The following is a 15411-nucleotide window of genomic DNA, read 5'->3' as shown; positions in this document are numbered from 1 at the left end:
AGCGGGTCGGCGCCGGCGCGCTCGGGCCTGCTCGAACGCATCCTGCGTTTCGCCATCGGCCACCGCTGGCTGATGCTGGCGCTCACCGGCGCGCTGATCGCGATCGGCGTGTGGAGCTTCCGGCAACTGCCGATCGACGCCACCCCCGACATCACCAACGTGCAAGTGCAGATCAACACCCAGGCGCCGGGTTACTCGCCGCTGGAATCCGAACAACGGGTGACCTTTCCGATCGAGACCGCGCTCGCCGGCCTGCCGAAACTCGACTACACCCGTTCGCTGTCGCGCTACGGCCTGTCGCAGGTGACCGTGGTGTTCAAGGACGGCACCGACCTGTACTTCGCCCGGCAACAGGTCGCCGAGCGCCTGCAGCAGGTGAAGTCGCAGATCCCGGCCGGCCTGGAACCCGAACTCGGCCCGACCGCGACCGGCCTCGGCGAGATTTTCATGTACACCGTCGACGCCGAGCCGAAGGCGCGCAAGGCCGACGGCACGCCGTACAACCCCACCGACCTGCGCACCCTGCAGGACTGGGTGATCCGCCCGCAGTTGCGCAACACGCCCGGGGTCACCGAGGTCAACACCATCGGCGGCTACGCGCGGCAGATCCACATCACGCCGGATCCGGCGCGGCTGGTGGCCTTGAACCTGACCCAGCGCGACGTGGTCGCCGCGCTCGCCGCCAACAACCAGAACGTCGGCGCCGGCTATATCGAGCGCAACGGCGAGCAGTTCCTGGTGCGCGTGCCGGGGCAGATCGTCGGCATCGAGGCGATCGGCGACATCGTCCTCGACCGCCGCGACGGCGTGCCGATCCGGGTGCGCGATGTCGCCACGGTCGGCGAAGGCCCCGAGCTGCGCAGCGGCGCGGCCACCCAGAACGGCCACGAAGTCGTGCTCGGCACGGTGTTCATGCTGGTCGGCTCCAACAGCCGCGACGTCTCACAGGCGGCGGCGGCGAAGCTGCAACAAGCCAACGCCAGCCTGCCTAAGGGCGTCAGCGCCAACCCGGTGTACGACCGCACCTCGCTGGTCGACCGCACTATCGCCACGGTGTCGAAGAACCTGGTCGAAGGCGCGCTGCTGGTGGTGGTGGTGCTGTTCCTGCTGCTCGGCAATTTCCGCGCCGCACTGATCACCGCCTTGGTGATCCCGCTGGCGATGCTGTTCACCATCACCGGCATGGTCCGCGGCGGCGTGTCCGGCAATCTGATGAGCCTGGGTGCGCTCGACTTCGGCCTGATCGTCGACGGCGCGGTGATCATCATCGAGAACTGCCTGCGCCGTTTCGGCGAAGCCCAGCACCGGCTCGGCCGGCAGATGAGCGACGAGGAACGCCACGACCTGACCGCCTCGGCCACCGCCGAGGTGATCCGTCCGAGCCTGTTCGGCCTGGGCATCATCGCCGCGGTGTACCTGCCGATCTTCGCGCTCAGCGGCATCGAAGGGAAAATGTTCCACCCGATGGCGATCACCGTGGTGCTGGCGCTGACCGGCGCGATGCTGCTCTCGCTGACCTTCGTTCCGGCCGCGGTCGCGACCTTCCTCGGCGGCAAGGTCGCGGAAAAGGAAAACCGCGCGATGGCGTGGTTGCGGCGCCGCTACGAGCCGGTGCTGGCCTGGGCGTTGCGCAGCCGCACGGCGGTGATGGCCGGCACCGCGGTGCTGGTGATCTTCAGCGGTGTGCTGGCGACGCGCATGGGCAGCGAGTTCGTGCCGAGCCTCGACGAAGGCGACGTCGCGGTGCAGGCCATGCGCATTCCCGGTACCAGCCTGACCCAGTCGGTCGGCATGCAGAAGACCATGGAGCAAGCGTTTCTGGCGATGCCGGAAGTCGAACGGGTGTTCAGCAAGATCGGTACCGCCGAAGTCGCCAGCGACCCGATGCCGCCCTCGGTCGCCGACACCTTCCTGATGCTTAAACCGCGCGAACGCTGGCCCGACCCCGGCAAGACCAAGGCCAGGCTGATGGAGGACATCGAAGCGGTCGCGCGCATCCTGCCCGGCAACAACTTCGAGTTCACCCAGCCGATCCAGATGCGCATGAACGAGTTGATCTCCGGCGTGCGCGCCGACGTCGCGATCAAGGTCTACGGCGACGATCTGCAGCAGTTGCTCAAGATCGCCCAGCAGATCGAAGCGGTCGCCAAGCAGGTGCCCGGCGCGGCCGACGTCAAGGCCGAGCAGGTCACCGGCCTGCCGATGCTCAGCGTCGAGCCGGATCGCCGCTCGCTGGCGGTGTACGGGCTCAACCCGGCGGCGGTGCAGGACACCGTGGCGACCGCGGTCGGCGGCGAAGTCGCCGGGCAGTTGTTCGAAGGCGACCGCCGCTTCGACCTGGTCGTGCGCCTGCCCGAACGCCTGCGCCAGGACACCGCGGCGCTGGCCGATCTGCCGGTGCCCTTGCCGGCGCGCAGCGAAGGCGATCGCGACGAGTCCAGCCGCGACGCCACCTGGAGTTCGGGTGCGCCGCGCACCGTGCCCTTGCGCGAAGTGGCCAAGCTCAACTCGATTCTTGGCCCGAACCAGATCAACCGCGAGAACGGCAAACGCCGCATCGTGGTGACCGCCAACGTACGCGATCGCGATCTCGGCGGTTTCGTCACCGAGCTGCGACAGAAACTCGATGCCCAGGTGAAGGTGCCCGAGGGTTACTGGATCGGTTATGGCGGCACCTTCGAGCAACTGATCTCGGCCAGCCAGCGCCTGGCGGTGGTGGTGCCGGTCACCCTGGTGCTGATCTTCGCCCTGTTGTTCATGGCCTTCGGCTCGGCCAAGGACGCCGCCATCGTCTTCAGCGGCGTGCCGCTGGCGCTGACCGGCGGGGTGATCGCCTTGGCTCTGCGCGGCATTCCGCTGTCGATCTCGGCCGGGGTCGGCTTCATCGCCCTGTCCGGCGTTGCGGTGCTCAACGGCTTGGTAATGATCGCCTTCATCCGCAAGCTGCGCGAACAAGGCGACCCACTCGACAACGCCATCGTCGACGGCGCCTTGGGCCGTTTGCGGCCGGTGCTGATGACCGCGCTGGTGGCGTCGCTGGGTTTCATTCCGATGGCCTTCAACGTCGGCGCCGGCTCGGAAGTGCAGCGGCCGCTGGCGACGGTGGTGATCGGCGGCATCGTCTCCTCGACCCTGCTGACCCTGCTGGTGCTGCCGGTGCTGTACCGCTGGCTGCACCGCAACGACGCCGGAGAGCGCAAGCTCGATCCGCCGCCGGCGCCGGCAACGGCGGAGCCCTCGCCCGCCCACTGAGGCGGTGCCCCGGCGGGTCGCGCAAGCGCGGCCCGCCTCGATCCTGGGCATCGCCCGCGGGCGATCCGCTTACGACGCAAACAGGAGCATCGATATGAGCAGCGGACACGACCACGGCAGCACTGCCATCCGCCACGAACGTCCTCTGTGGTGGGCGCTCGGATTGACCGGCGGCTTCCTGATCGCCGAAGTCGTCGGCGCCTTCCTGACCAACAGCCTGGCGCTGTTGTCGGACGCCGCGCACATGGGCACCGACACCCTGGCGCTGATGATCGCGCTGACCGCGGTGCGGCTGAGCCGCAAACCGGCCGACGCCAAACGCAGCTACGGCTACGCGCGCATGGAAGCGATGGGGGCGATGGCGAACGGCCTGATGCTGTTCGCGGTCGCCGCCTACATCCTGTGGGAAGCCGCCGGCCGCTTCAGCGAGCCGCCGCAGATCGCGACCACCGGCATGCTGGCGATCGCCTCGCTCGGCCTGGTCGTCAATTTGGTGGCCATGCGCCTGCTCAAGGCCGGCAGCGGCGAAAGCCTCAACATGAAAGGCGCTTACCTCGAAGTATGGAGCGACATGCTCGGCTCGGTCGCGGTGATCGCCGGCGCCATCGTCATTCGCTTCACCGGCTGGACCGTGGTCGACCCGATCCTCGCGGTGTTGATCGGATTGTGGGTATTGCCGCGCACCTGGACCTTGTTGCGCGAGGCCGGCAACGTGCTCATGGAAGGCGTGCCGGGCGGCATCGACCTCGCCGCGGTGCGCGCAGTGCTGTTGGAAGCGCCCGGCGTTAACGACGTGCACGACCTGCACGTGTGGTCGCTGGGATCGAGCACCCCGGCAATGACCGCACACCTGGTCGTCGACGCAGGCATCGATGCCGATGCCTTGCGCGGCGAATTGGTGCGAGAGCTCGACGAACGCTTCGGCATCGAGCATTGCACTTTGCAGATCGAGAGCGTGGCCTGCGATCCACCAAGTCACTGAAGACCGCTTCAAAGAGTAGGAGCGGCGCAAGCCGCGACCGCGAAACCACGCTTGCGTCGCAGCCGAGAGGTCGCGGTCGCGGCTTGTGACCAAAGGAAATCCCTGTGGGACGCCGCTCCTACTCTTCAGCTCAACCGCATCGGCGTGATGCGCCCGGCTACGACGCCGGGCACGGCCCGCCCGCATCGGCCCAGGTCTTGAACTTGGCGACGAATTCCGGGTGCGGCACCGGCACCGGCTTGCGTTCGCCGCCCGGCGCCCAGCCCCACAGCACCAGTTTGTCTTCGCTGACGTGCTTGATCAGCGCGGCGAAGTCGCGGCCGCCGTTGCTCTTCTTGTCCTTGATCATCTCGCACAGCTTCGGCGCCGGCAGACCGATCCAGGCCATCTTGTGGTCCGGCGGCGGCAACTGCCAATGCGGCGCGCCCGGCGGCGCGTTCGGGCCGTAGCTCGCCGGCAGATTGGCTTCGCCGTGGCAGGTCGAGCACGGCAGGCCGGCGGCGCCCTTGCCTTCGGGGCCGCGCACTACGCCCATCGCATGCGGCAGGCCGGCATCGAATTGCAGCGGTTGGTCGCCGGGAATATGGCAGTTCTGGCAGCGCGGGTGCTGGAACACCTGCTGCACGGTCGCGAACGCGGCGACCGCCTGTTCGCGTTGCTCCGGGCTCACCTTCGGTCCGCAAGCGGTCGCGGCAACCGCCGCGATGGCGATGATCCATGCACGCATCGTCGTCTCCTCAGGCCGGCAACTGCAGCGGCAGTTCGCGCAGCCGCTGTTGATTGAGTGCGAACACCGCATTGGCCACGGCCGCCGCGACCGGCGCGGTGCCGGGCTCGCCGGCGCCGCCCATCTTGTCGGTGCTCGGCACGATGTGCACTTCGATCTGCGGCGCTTCGTCCAGGCGCAGCACGCGGTAGTCGTGATAGTTCGACTCCTGCACTCTTCCGTCCTTGAAGGTCAGCTGGCTGTACAGCGCTGCGCCGAGACCGAAGTTGATGCCCGATTCCATCTGTGCGCGCACGCCGTCTGGGTTGACCGCCAGGCCGCAGTCGATCGCGCAGACGAAACGGTGCACGCGAATGCCTTGGCCTCCGCCCGGTTTGGGCTCCACCGAAACCTCGGCGACCTGGGCGATGAAACTGCCGAAGGATTCGTGCACCGCCACGCCGCGCGCGCGGCCCTTCGGCAGAGCCGTGCCCCAGCCGGCCTTGTCGGCAACCAGATTGAGCGCCGCCAGATGCCGCGGATGCTGCTTGAGCAGCGCGCGGCGATACTCGACCGGATCCTTGCCGGCGGCATGGGCCAGCTCGTCGATCAGGCTTTCCATGACGAAGGCGTTGTAACTGTGCCCGACCGAACGCCACCACAGCACCGGGATGCCGGTGCTCGGCGAATGCAGGTCGACGCGGTAGTCGGCGATCTCCTTGAGATACGGCGAATCGGCGACGCCCTCGACCGAGGTCGCGTCGATGCCGTTCTTGATCATCGCCCCGGCGAACGGCGTGCCGGCGATGATCGATTGCCCGACCAGCACGTGCTGCCACGCCACCGGGACGCCCTGCGCGTCGATGCCGATGCGCGCTCGCTGCAGGTACATCGGCCGGTAATAGCCGCCGCGCACGTCGTCCTCGCGCGACCACACGGTCTTGACCGGTTTGCCCGCGGCCTTGGCCACATGCACCGCTTCGGTGACGAAGTCCGCGGTCGGGGTGGCGCGGCGGCCGAAACCGCCGCCGAGGAACATGGTGTGGATCTGCACCTGATCGGGCTTGAGGCCGGTGATCTTGGCCGCGACCTGCTGGTCGACGGTCTGGAACTGGGTGCCGGTCCATATCTCGCAGCGGTCGGCCTCGATCTTGACCGTACAGTTCAACGGCTCCATCGGCGCATGCGCCAGATAGGGCACGTTGTACTCGGCCTCGATGGTCTTGGCCGCTTTCGCCAAGCCGCTCTTGACGTCGCCGGCCTGGGCGGCGATGTCGCCGTCGGTGGCGGCGAGCTTGCGGAATTCTTCGCGCAGTTTCGCCGTGTCCAGGCCGGCGTTCGGGCCGAGGTCCCAGTCGATGATCAGCGCGTCGCGCCCTTGTTTCGCCGCCCAGTAATGATCGGCGATTACCGCCACGCCGCTCGGCACCTGCAGCACGTCGCGCACGCCGGGCACGGCCTTGGCCGGCGCCGCGTCGAAGGATTTGACCGTGCCGCCGAACACCGGCGCACGCGCGACCACCGCGGTCAGCAGGCCGTCGAACTGCACGTCCATGCCGAACTTGGCCTTGCCGGTGATTTTCTCCGGCGAGTCCAGGCGCTTGGTCGGCTTGCCGATGATCTTCCAGTCCTTGGCCTCCTTGAGCGTCTGCGGCGCAGTCGGCGCCGGCAGCTTGGCCGCGTCGTCGGCGAGCTCGCCGTAACGCGCGCGCTTGTCGCCGGCGATGGCCACGCCGTTCTCGGTGCGGACCTGGTCGGCCGGTACGCCGAAGCGTTGCGCCGCGGCCGCCACCAACAAGGCACGCGCGGTCGCGCCGGCCTGGCGATAGCGGTCGAACTCCGACCAGGTGCTGGTCGAGCCGCCGGTCATCTGCATGCCGAAGGCGGTGTGCGCATAGGCCGGCGCAGCCGGCGCGTGTTCGACCTTGATCTTCGACCAGTCGGCATCGAGTTCTTCGGCGATCAACATCGCCAGGCCGGTCCACACGCCCTGGCCCATCTCCGAATGCGAGATCAGCACGGTGACGGTGTCGTCGGCGCCGACGCGCAGGAAGGCGTTGGGCACGAAGCCGCTCGATACCGCCGCGGCTGCAGCCGGATCGGCGTGGGCGAAACGCTTGGCGCCGGGCACCACGAAGCCGACCACCAGACCGCCGCCGATCAGGGCGCTGGTCTTGAGGAACTGGCGCCGCGACGGCGCCGGTACGGTATTCACATCGACCTCCTAAAGCGCCCAAGGTGCCGGCGCTGCGAGCATGACGTCGTGGGGAATGACGCGATCAGGCCTTGCCGATCTCGGCCGCGCGCTTCACCGCCGCGCGGATGCGCGGATAGGTGCCGCAACGGCAGATGTTTCCGGACAGGGCCTGGTCGATGTCGGTGTCGGTCGGCTTGGGGATCTGGGTCAGCAAGGCCGCTGCCGACATGATCTGGCCGGACTGGCAGTAACCGCACTGGACCACGTCGATCTCGGCCCAGGCGCGTTGCACCGGATGGCTGCCGTCCTGCGACAGGCCTTCGATGGTGGTGATCTGTTTGCCTTCGACGCTGGCGACCGGCATGACGCAGGCGCGTCGCGGCGCACCGTCGACATGGACCGTGCAGGCACCGCATTGGGCGATGCCGCAACCGAACTTGGTGCCGGTCAGGTGCATCAGGTCGCGCAGCACCCACAACAGGGGCATGTCCGGTGGAGCGGCAACCTCGTGTTCGGTGCCGTTGACAAGAAGCTTCATGGTTCCCTCGCGGCGGCTGGGGTCGTCCGAGCCTACTCCTCAAAATTGGCCGCCGCCAGATCGCCGGCGATACCAAGATGAAGCGACGAAACGCGGCGCTTGCCGGATTCTCCGAGCCTTCGCGCCGGTTGTTCGACGCAAGTCGATGGGTTCTGTGCGAGCGATGCGGCACGTCCCTGGATTTTCGTGCGCGGGCCGCGCTCGCGGCTTGCCCAAAACTGCCGGCGCAGGTCGACGTGATGCAGCGCAACGCCATCGCGACCGCGAACGTTCTAGACTCGAAACTTCTCCGCCCCTGGGCGTACGCATGGCCGACTCGCCGGACCCCGCACTAGCGAAGCGCAGCGCGCCGGGCGGCCCGCGCGCGGTGCTCGAGGCCAGCGCCGCCGCGGCCGCGCGCGGCGACCCCGCCACTTTGGCGGTCGTGCTCGAAACCGAAGGCTCGACCTATGTCCGGCCGGGCGCGATGGCCTTGTTCGGCGCACGCGACGGCCAGGTCGGCTGGCTCAGCGGCGGCTGCATCGAGCCGGACATCGAACTGCGCGCGCAGGACGCCGCGCAATCGCAAGGCATCGAATGGATGGACATCGACACCCGCAGCGACGAGGACCTGTTCGCCGGTTCTGCGGTCGGTTGTCGCGGCCGCCTGCGCCTGGCGCTGCTGCCCTTGTCGGCGCTGCGCGAATGGCCGGCCTTGATCGACGAGTGGCGGCGCGGCCATGGCGACCTGCAGCTCGACCTGCGCAACCACGGCGCCCTCGTCGCCACGGTCGGCGACGAACGCATGCGCTGGACCCTCGCGGTCAACACGCCACCGTGGTCGTCGGCCGCAGCCGCGCAGTGGAACCTGGAAATACCGGCGCCGCCGTCGGTGCTGGTGTTCGGCGCCGGCCCGGAAACCCCGACCCTGCTGCCGCTGCTGCGCACCCTGGGCTGGATAACCACCCTGGTCGAACGGCGCTCGCGATGGAGCGCCGCCGGTGGTCTTGCCGATCACGCCATCGAGCGCAGCCCGGCGCAGGCGCTGGCGACCGCGCGACCGCACGATGCCGCGCTGGTGATGCATCACCACTTCGATCTGGATCGCGAAGCGCTCGCACACCTGGCCGAAAGCGTCAACGGCCAGCAGATCGGTTTCGTCGGACTGCTCGGCCCGGTGCGGCGGCGCGAGGACTTGTTCCGGGTGCTGCCGGCCTCGGCGCAAGCCTCGCTGGCGCCGCGCCTGCATTCGCCGATCGGCCTCAAGCTCGGCGGCGAGGGCCCGGAGGCGATCGCCCTCAGCATCGCCGCGCAATTGCAGACCCATCGCCACGGCGAGCCCTGAGCGATGGCGCATGTCGCGGTGGTATTGGCCGCCGGCGCGAGCCGCCGCCTCGGACAGCCCAAGCAAGGGCTGCGTCGCGACGGCGAGACCTTGCTGCATCGCGCCGCGCGGTTGGCGACGACGACCGCAGCGCAGCGGGTGCTGGTCGTGCTCGGCGCGCAGAGCGGCGCGATGGCTGCGTCGATCGCCGACTTGGCGGTCGAATGCATCGACAACGAGCTCTGGGAGGAAGGCCTGGCCAGCAGTCTGCGCGCCGCCGCGCGCGCGCTGGCCGACTTCGACGGACCGATGCTGGTGCTCGGCTGCGATCAGCCGGCGCTGGAGGCCGGGCAACTGCAGGCCTTGCTCGATGGCGCCGCGGCGGCCGCGTCCGGTTGCGCCGCGACCGCACATGGCGATGCGCTCGGTATCCCGGCGGTGATCGCCGCGGCGATTTGGCGCGAGGCCGGGCAGCTAAGCGGCGACCGCGGCTTCGGCGCGGCGCTCAAGCGCCTGCCCATCGAGACCGTTTGGCGGTTGCGCGCCCCGGAGCTGGAACACGACCTCGACACCCCGGCGGATCTGATCGCGGCGATGACGCGGGGCTGGATCGATGAGGCCTAGGAAACGCAGAAGCCCGATCCGGCCATTGCACCCACGGCGTGCGTGGATCTCTCCGAGACAGCTGTAGGAGCTGCGATCGCGAAGCCGGAGTTGCGACGCAACCGACAGAACGCGGTCGCGGCTCGCGCCGCTCCTACCCAGGAGCGCTGACGAATCGTTCTGGAGCCCCTGCAGGAGCTGCGCAAGCTGCGACCGCGAAACCACAGTTACGACGCAACGGACAGAACGCGGTCGCGGCTTGCGCCGCTCCTACCCAAGAGCGCTGACGAATCGTTCTGGAGCCCCTGCAGGAGCTGCGCAAGCTGCGACCGCGAAACCGCAGCTACGACGCAACCGGACAGAACGCGGTCGCGGCTTGCGCCGCTCCTACCCAAGAGCGCTGACGAATCTCACCGAGGCCCCTGTAGGAGCTGCGCAAGCTGCGACCGCGAAACCGCAGCTACGACGCAACGGACAGAACGCGGTCGCGGCTTGCGCCGCTCCTACCCAAGAGCGCTGACGAATCGTTCCGGAGCCCCTGTAGGAGCTGCGCAAGCTGCGACCGCGAAGCCGCAGCTACGACGCAACCGGACAGAACGCGGTCGCGGCTCGCGCCGCTCCTACCCAAGAGCGCTGACGAATCGTTCTGGAGCCCCCGTAGGAGCTGCGCAAGCTGCGACCGCGAAACCACAGTTACGACGCAACCGGACAGAACGCGGTCGCGGCTCGCGCCGCTCCTACCCAAGAGCGCTGACGAATCGTTCCGGAGCCCCTGTAGGAGCTGCTCGCGAATCCTGCCGAAGCCTTTGTAGGAGCTGCGCAAGCTGCGACCGCGAAACCACAGTTACGACGCAACCGGACAGAACGCGGTCGCGGCTTGCGCCGCTCCTACCCAGGAGCGCTGACGAATCGTTCTGGAGCCCCTGTAGGAGCTGCGCAAGCTGCGACCGCGAAACCGCAGCTACGACGCAACCGGACAGAACGCGGTCGCGGCTCGCGGCGCTCCTACCCAAGAGCGCCGACGAATGGCGGCGCGAGCTCCACCGGCAGACGCACGCGTCCAGCGCCCGCGCGCGGGCGCAAGGAGGCCCGCGCCGCCCGGCCAGACTCCTGTCAGCCGGGCGGCGCAAACCGCACGTCGGCCCTAGGGAACCAACGTGCCAAACACGGGCTGCGAATCGGCATCGTAGATACGCAGCCACAACCCCTTCGGGGCGTGCGCGGCGTATCTCCTGGCCTGCGGCAGTACGGCGCGCAACGCCGCTTCGGCGCTGCGGTATTCCTGCGCGATCTCTGCAATCGCTACCGCCAGCGCACTGTCGTCGCTGCCATCACGCTGCTTCAGTTCGACGCGAAACATGGCTCATCCTTGTAAAAGTTCAGCCGGCGCGGTGGGGGGAAGTTCGCCTCAGGGCGAATCTGTATCCGGATGCCGTCGGAGCAATCAAAAGATGCGTCTTGCGTGAACAGTAAACCGTCGTCGGAACACCCCTAAGCGTGTAGGATTTTTCCTAATGTGATGTGCGTTCAGTCACAGGTTTCAAAAGTAACTGTGGACTTTTTGTGCCGGACGATCCGGGCGGACCGGCTTCACGGATGCGGGTGCGAGCGCTCGCCCCTGGCCGTCTGGCCTCCTAAGCGGACGCCCGACGACCATCCAGCACCGGCTGCAGCCGGGCCAATCCTTCGCGCATGGCCTCGCTGAAGACCCGAATGCGCTCGGTACGGCGCAGGTCCGGGTGGCTCAGCAGCCACAGGTCCGCGGCCAAACCCTCCAGCGGTTCGCCGACCCTCGCCAGGCGGCGGTCGGCATCGCCGAGGAAACAGGGCAAGACCGCCAGGCCGATGCCGTTCGCCGCTGCGTCGCGCAAGGCCAGCAGACTATTGGCGCGCAGCACCGCGCGTTCGTCGTAGCGCAGGCGGCGCAGCCATTGCGCCATGCCGATGTGCGCCAGGCTGTCGTCGGGCACCACCCAGTCGCAGTCGGCCAGGGCCTCGGGGCCGGCGCCGCGCGGCAGCCGCAGCGCACGCGGCCGGTACACCGCCGCGGCCAGACGCGCGACTTTGCGTCCGATCAGGCCTTCCGGCGGTTTGCCGCCGGGGCGCAGGGCGACGTCGGCCTCGCGCCGGCTGAGGTCGCGCACGGCGTTGTCGGCGACCAATTCGAGGACGATGCCCGGGTGCTCGCGGCGGAACTTCGCCAACAGCGGCGGCAACAGGCCGTACAGCACCGGTTCGACCGTGGTCACGCGGATGCGCCCGCTAAGGCGCGCATCCAGGCCGGCCAGGCGCCGCTCGGTCGCGGCGATGCGCGTTTCGATCTCGGCCGCCACTGCGATCACTTCCTCGCCGGTCGGCGTCGGCGTGTAGCCATCGCGGGCGCGTTCGAACAAACGCGCACCGAGCGCTCGCTCGATCGTATTGATCCGCCGGAACACGGTCGGATGACTGACCGCGAGGCGCTTGGCCGCACCGTTCAGCGAACCGGCGCGACCGACCGCGAGGATGAAGCGGTAGTCGTCCCAGTCCAGGGATTGTTCATTCATGCAATCTCGGCTTGCATCCATGGCGGAATGCCTTTCAGGAACGAACATCCTAACGTGGCGCCATCGCGTCGCACGACGCTCATCCGATGGAGACCGCCATGTCCGCCCGCCTGGATTACAACGCCGTCGACCCGCAGGGCACCCGCGCCCTGGCCGGCCTGCAAAGCTATGTCGACAAGAGCGGCCTGGAGCGCGCACTGATCGACCTGGTCAACGTACGCATCTCGCAGATCAACGGCTGCGCCTATTGCCTGCGCGTGCACACCGAAGAGGCGGTCGAACGCGGCGAAAGCCATCGCCGCCTGCACCTGCTGCGGGTCTGGGCCGAGGGCCCGTTCACGGCGCGCGAACGCGCCGCCCTGGCCTGGGCCGAGGCCATCACCGCGGTCGCCCAGGCGCCGGTATCGGACGCGGTCTATGCCGAAGTCTGCGCGCACTTCAGCGACCACGACCTGGTGGCGCTGACCTATGCGGCGATCTCGATGAACGCCTGGAACCGGCTGGCGATCGCGTTCCGCAAGCCGGACCCGACGTTAGCGGGGTGAGCGGGTCGCGCGCGCGGACCCGCGGCGTGGGACGGCGCAAGGACCGCCTCGCAGCGACCTCGCGACGACGACAAGTGAAAGGGCGCGGTCGCGGTTTACGCCGCTCCTGCAAAGGACCCTGCGGCGCCCTGATCGCCTGAAGCTCAGAAACGAAAGCGCGCCACCCGCCCCAGGTTGCGCAGCCATTCGGAGCGGTCGTAGAGCTTGAACAGCCAGCGCTGCGCCCGCGGCAGGGCCGCCACCTCGGCGACTTCGCTCAGGCGCGGCTCGTCGACGAACTTCAGGCGTGGATGCCAGGCCTCCAGGCTGCGCGGTCCGGCGCGGGTCCAGTCGCCGATGCGGGCCTTGGTCGCGCGGATCATGCTCGCGTGCCGCAGCAGGCGCAGCGCGAACGGGCTGTACAGGTCGCACAGCAACTGCCCGCCCTGCGGGAAATGCTCGATCAGGCGCCGCACCAGTTCGCGGACGCGGTGCTCGTCGAGATAGGGAAACAGGCCTTCGGCGATCACCAGCACCGGGCGCTGGTTGTCCAGGCGCTCGATCCAGTCCGGCTCCATGACGTTGCTAGGCAAAGTGCGGTAACGCCCGGCGCGTTGCGGCAGCAACGCCTCGCGCAGGCGGATCACCTCGGGAAAGTCGAGATCGATCCAGTCCACCTCCAGGGGCGGGTCGACCCGGAACACCCGAGAGTCCAGGCCGCAGGCCAGGTGCAGCACCAGGGTGTCGGCGCGCGATTGCAGCGCGGCGCGGGTCCAGCCGTCGATGATGCGCGAACGCAGCGCCAGCCCGCGGATATCCGACGGGCCCAGGCCGAAGCGCTCGAAGTCGTAATCGATATGGCGGACCAGGTCGTCGGCCAGGGCGTCGCGCAAGATCGACGGCGTGGCGCGGTTGTCCATCGCCTTGGCGTAGAGCGTGATCAGCAAGGTTTCCTGACTGCCTTCCAGGCGCATCGAATCCTCCCGTGACGGCCGGCCGCAGCGACCCGGCGACCGTCATTGTGCGGCCGCCGATGTGACGCCCAAGGCTACGGCGACCGCAGTATGGACTCGCCGCAGGCCCGAATGCGACGGACCGGCGACCGCAGCGCGGCGCCGATGCTGCGCCCGCAACGATCCGTCGCCGCCATGCGATTGCAGCGAACGCGGCACGGGCGGAAACTGCCGATGGCTTTCCAGCCGTGACGCGGCTCGCCCCTGTTTCCCGACCGCGTGAAGCGGCTTGCTCCTGTTTCCCGACCGCGTGACGCGGCTTGCTCTTTCCCGACCGCGTGACGCGGTCTTAGGACCGACCGATGGACGCCCTGCTGCATCTGATCCAGACCTACGGCCTGCTCGTGGTCTTCGTCAGCGTGTTCCTCGATCAGGGCGGGCTGCCGGTCCCGGCCTATCCGCCGATCATCGTTACCGCCGCGATCGCCGTGGACCAGCAGCAGAGCCTGTGGCCGATCCTGTTGATCGCCGCCCTCGCCGCCTTGCTGGCCGACAGCCTGTGGTACCTCGGCGGGCGCCGCATCGGCGCGGCCTTGCTGCGGCTGATGTGCAAGGTGTCGCTGTCGCCGGACTCGTGCGTGCTGATGACCCGCGGCCTCTACGCACGCTGGGGCGCGCCGTCGCTGGTGGTCGCCAAGTTCGTGCCCGGTTTCGCCGCGGTCGCGACCACCCTGGCCGGCGAAACCGGCACCAGCGCGCGCCGCTTCGCCTTCTACGACGGCATCGGCGCCCTGCTCTGGGCCGGCCTCGCGGTCGCGGTCGGCGCGGTGTTCCATGAAGCGGTCAACGACGTGCTCGACCGCCTGGAGACGCTCGGCCGCTACGGCCTGCTGCTGGTGGCCGCGGCCATCGCCGCCTTCGTCGGCTACAAGCTGCTCAAGCGCCGCCTGTTCCTGCGCGAACTGCGCATGGCGCGGATCAGCGTGGCGGAACTCTCCCGCCTGCTTCAAGACGGCAACAGCCCGACGATCCTCGACGTGCGCTCGCAGCCGCAGCGCGACGCCTCCGGCTGGATACCCGGCGCGGTATTCGTCGCCTCGCTGGCTGACGTGTCCCTGGCCGATGTTCCCTTGGAGCGGCGCGACGAGGTCATCGTCTACTGCGATTGCCCGAACGAAGCCTCGGCCGCGGTCCTGGCGCGCGAGCTGCGCCGGCGCGGCTTCAAGCGCGTGCGTCCGCTGGCCGGCGGCTTCGAGGCCTGGCGCGAACACGGCCACCTCGTCGCCCACGCCTGAGGCCGGCGGCGCGGCGCCTCAGCCGCGCTCGTAGAACTCGATCGGCAAGCCGTCGGGGTCGGCGCAGAAGGTGTAGCGGCGCCCGGTGTATTCGTCCACGCGCACCGCCTCGACCGCGATGGCCTGCGCCTGCAGTTCGGCGACGCAGGCATCGATGTCGTCGACCGCGAAGGCGAGATGGCGCAGGCCGCAGGCTTCCGGATACGACGGCCGCGGCGGCGGATCGGGGAACGAGAACAGTTCGATCTGACCGCCATCGGGCAAGGCCAGGTCGAGCTTGTACGAACGCCGCGCCTCGCGATGGACCTCGGCGAGCGCCTGCAGCCCGAGCACCTGGGTATAGAAATGCTTCGAGCGTGGGTAATCGGAACAGATGATCGCAACGTGGTGGATGGCCGAGATCCGCATGACGGCTCCTGTGGGCGATGGGGGTGCGCCCGCGACGTCGCGATTGTCGGATACTGGGTGCATCCTGTCGCCTGCGTCGCTTCGAGCCGCACGGCCGGCGCCAG

13 protein-coding genes are annotated in these 15411 nt (G+C 68.7%); 6 read left to right on the top strand and 7 right to left on the bottom strand.

From position 1 onward, the window contains the following. The first annotated feature begins 27 nt into the window (after positions 1 to 27). A complete protein-coding gene (locus tag ACTOWK_RS08760; RefSeq protein WP_441329928.1) occupies positions 28 to 3252 on the top strand; it encodes an efflux RND transporter permease subunit in 3225 nt (1074 codons plus the stop codon). A 94-nt stretch (positions 3253 to 3346) separates the two neighbouring features. Then, complete coding sequence (locus ACTOWK_RS08755) at positions 3347 to 4234, top strand: cation diffusion facilitator family transporter (RefSeq protein ID WP_441329790.1); 888 nt, start codon at positions 3347 to 3349, stop codon at positions 4232 to 4234. A gap of 157 nt (positions 4235 to 4391) precedes the next feature. Here ACTOWK_RS08755 and ACTOWK_RS08750 read toward each other — a convergent pair whose 3' ends face one another. The 3 genes from ACTOWK_RS08750 to ACTOWK_RS08740 all read right to left on the bottom strand — a co-directional run bounded on the left by ACTOWK_RS08750 (position 4392) and on the right by ACTOWK_RS08740 (position 7675). After that, a complete protein-coding gene (locus ACTOWK_RS08750) occupies positions 4392 to 4961 on the bottom strand; it encodes a hypothetical protein (RefSeq protein ID WP_441329789.1) in 570 nt (189 codons plus the stop codon). A gap of 10 nt (positions 4962 to 4971) precedes the next feature. After that, complete coding sequence (locus ACTOWK_RS08745) at positions 4972 to 7155, bottom strand: molybdopterin cofactor-binding domain-containing protein (RefSeq protein ID WP_441329788.1); 2184 nt, start codon at positions 7153 to 7155, stop codon at positions 4972 to 4974. Positions 7156 to 7219: 64 nt separating this feature from the next. Next, on the bottom strand, positions 7220 to 7675 hold the full coding sequence (locus ACTOWK_RS08740) for a (2Fe-2S)-binding protein (RefSeq protein WP_441329787.1): 456 nt from the start codon (positions 7673 to 7675) through the stop codon (positions 7220 to 7222). Between the two features lie 307 nt (positions 7676 to 7982). On the opposite strand from ACTOWK_RS08740, the gene ACTOWK_RS08735 reads away from it, so the two are divergent. Beyond that, positions 7983 to 8999, top strand: a complete 1017-nt coding sequence (locus ACTOWK_RS08735; protein ID WP_441329786.1) for an XdhC family protein — start codon at positions 7983 to 7985, stop codon at positions 8997 to 8999. Between the two features lie 3 nt (positions 9000 to 9002). Beyond that, positions 9003 to 9602 (top strand): NTP transferase domain-containing protein, encoded by a 600-nt coding sequence (locus ACTOWK_RS08730; protein ID WP_441329785.1) that lies wholly within the window; start codon positions 9003 to 9005, stop codon positions 9600 to 9602. Positions 9603 to 10725: 1123 nt separating this feature from the next. Here the strand turns inward: ACTOWK_RS08730 and ACTOWK_RS08725 are convergent. Both ACTOWK_RS08725 and ACTOWK_RS08720 read right to left on the bottom strand, forming a co-directional pair. Then, positions 10726 to 10941, bottom strand: coding sequence for a hypothetical protein (locus tag ACTOWK_RS08725; protein ID WP_031372547.1), 216 nt, complete (start codon positions 10939 to 10941; stop codon positions 10726 to 10728). Positions 10942 to 11215: 274 nt separating this feature from the next. After that, on the bottom strand, positions 11216 to 12127 hold the full coding sequence (locus ACTOWK_RS08720) for a LysR family transcriptional regulator (RefSeq protein WP_441329784.1): 912 nt from the start codon (positions 12125 to 12127) through the stop codon (positions 11216 to 11218). Positions 12128 to 12225: 98 nt separating this feature from the next. Between ACTOWK_RS08720 and ACTOWK_RS08715 the strand changes: the two genes are divergently transcribed. Continuing rightward, the gene (locus ACTOWK_RS08715) at positions 12226 to 12672 is read left to right on the top strand and encodes a carboxymuconolactone decarboxylase family protein (protein ID WP_441329783.1); all 447 of its coding nucleotides are present in this window, start codon (positions 12226 to 12228) and stop codon (positions 12670 to 12672) included. A gap of 143 nt (positions 12673 to 12815) precedes the next feature. On the opposite strand, the gene ACTOWK_RS08710 is transcribed toward ACTOWK_RS08715, so the two are convergent. Next, positions 12816 to 13625 carry a class I SAM-dependent methyltransferase gene (locus ACTOWK_RS08710; RefSeq protein WP_441329782.1) on the bottom strand — a complete coding sequence of 270 codons (810 nt, stop codon included), beginning with the start codon at positions 13623 to 13625 and terminating at the stop codon, positions 12816 to 12818. Between the two features lie 341 nt (positions 13626 to 13966). Between ACTOWK_RS08710 and ACTOWK_RS08705 the strand changes: the two genes are divergently transcribed. Further along, positions 13967 to 14899, top strand: coding sequence for a DedA family protein/thiosulfate sulfurtransferase GlpE (locus tag ACTOWK_RS08705; RefSeq protein WP_441329781.1), 933 nt, complete (start codon positions 13967 to 13969; stop codon positions 14897 to 14899). An 18-nt stretch (positions 14900 to 14917) separates the two neighbouring features. Here the strand turns inward: ACTOWK_RS08705 and gloA2 are convergent, their stop codons facing one another. Continuing rightward, on the bottom strand, positions 14918 to 15307 hold the full coding sequence (gloA2, locus tag ACTOWK_RS08700) for an SMU1112c/YaeR family gloxylase I-like metalloprotein (RefSeq protein WP_441329780.1): 390 nt from the start codon (positions 15305 to 15307) through the stop codon (positions 14918 to 14920). Between the last annotated feature and the right edge of the window lie 104 nt (positions 15308 to 15411).

Origin of the sequence: Lysobacter sp. CA196 (assembly GCF_052078695.1) — a bacterium.
Lineage (GTDB): Bacteria > Pseudomonadota > Gammaproteobacteria > Xanthomonadales > Xanthomonadaceae > Lysobacter.
Note: the sequence above shows the minus strand (reverse complement) of the source record. Positions and strands in the feature narration are given on the sequence as shown.

Bases quoted from the DNA above. Each gene is read 5' to 3' on its own strand.
- ACTOWK_RS08735 (WP_441329786.1), top strand. From the start codon at position 7,983: ATGGCCGACTCGCCGGACCCCGCACTAGCGAAGCGCAGCGCGCCGGGC.
- ACTOWK_RS08710 (WP_441329782.1), bottom strand. From the start codon at position 13,625: ATGCGCCTGGAAGGCAGTCAGGAAACCTTGCTGATCACGCTCTACGCC.
- ACTOWK_RS08720 (WP_441329784.1), bottom strand. From the start codon at position 12,127: ATGAATGAACAATCCCTGGACTGGGACGACTACCGCTTCATCCTCGCG.
- ACTOWK_RS08740 (WP_441329787.1), bottom strand. From the start codon at position 7,675: ATGAAGCTTCTTGTCAACGGCACCGAACACGAGGTTGCCGCTCCACCG.
- ACTOWK_RS08705 (WP_441329781.1), top strand. From the start codon at position 13,967: ATGGACGCCCTGCTGCATCTGATCCAGACCTACGGCCTGCTCGTGGTC.
- ACTOWK_RS08755 (WP_441329790.1), top strand. From the start codon at position 3,347: ATGAGCAGCGGACACGACCACGGCAGCACTGCCATCCGCCACGAACGT.
- ACTOWK_RS08750 (WP_441329789.1), bottom strand. From the start codon at position 4,961: ATGCGTGCATGGATCATCGCCATCGCGGCGGTTGCCGCGACCGCTTGC.
- ACTOWK_RS08730 (WP_441329785.1), top strand. From the start codon at position 9,003: ATGGCGCATGTCGCGGTGGTATTGGCCGCCGGCGCGAGCCGCCGCCTC.
- ACTOWK_RS08715 (WP_441329783.1), top strand. From the start codon at position 12,226: ATGTCCGCCCGCCTGGATTACAACGCCGTCGACCCGCAGGGCACCCGC.
- gloA2 (WP_441329780.1), bottom strand. From the start codon at position 15,307: ATGCGGATCTCGGCCATCCACCACGTTGCGATCATCTGTTCCGATTAC.
- ACTOWK_RS08725 (WP_031372547.1), bottom strand. From the start codon at position 10,941: ATGTTTCGCGTCGAACTGAAGCAGCGTGATGGCAGCGACGACAGTGCG.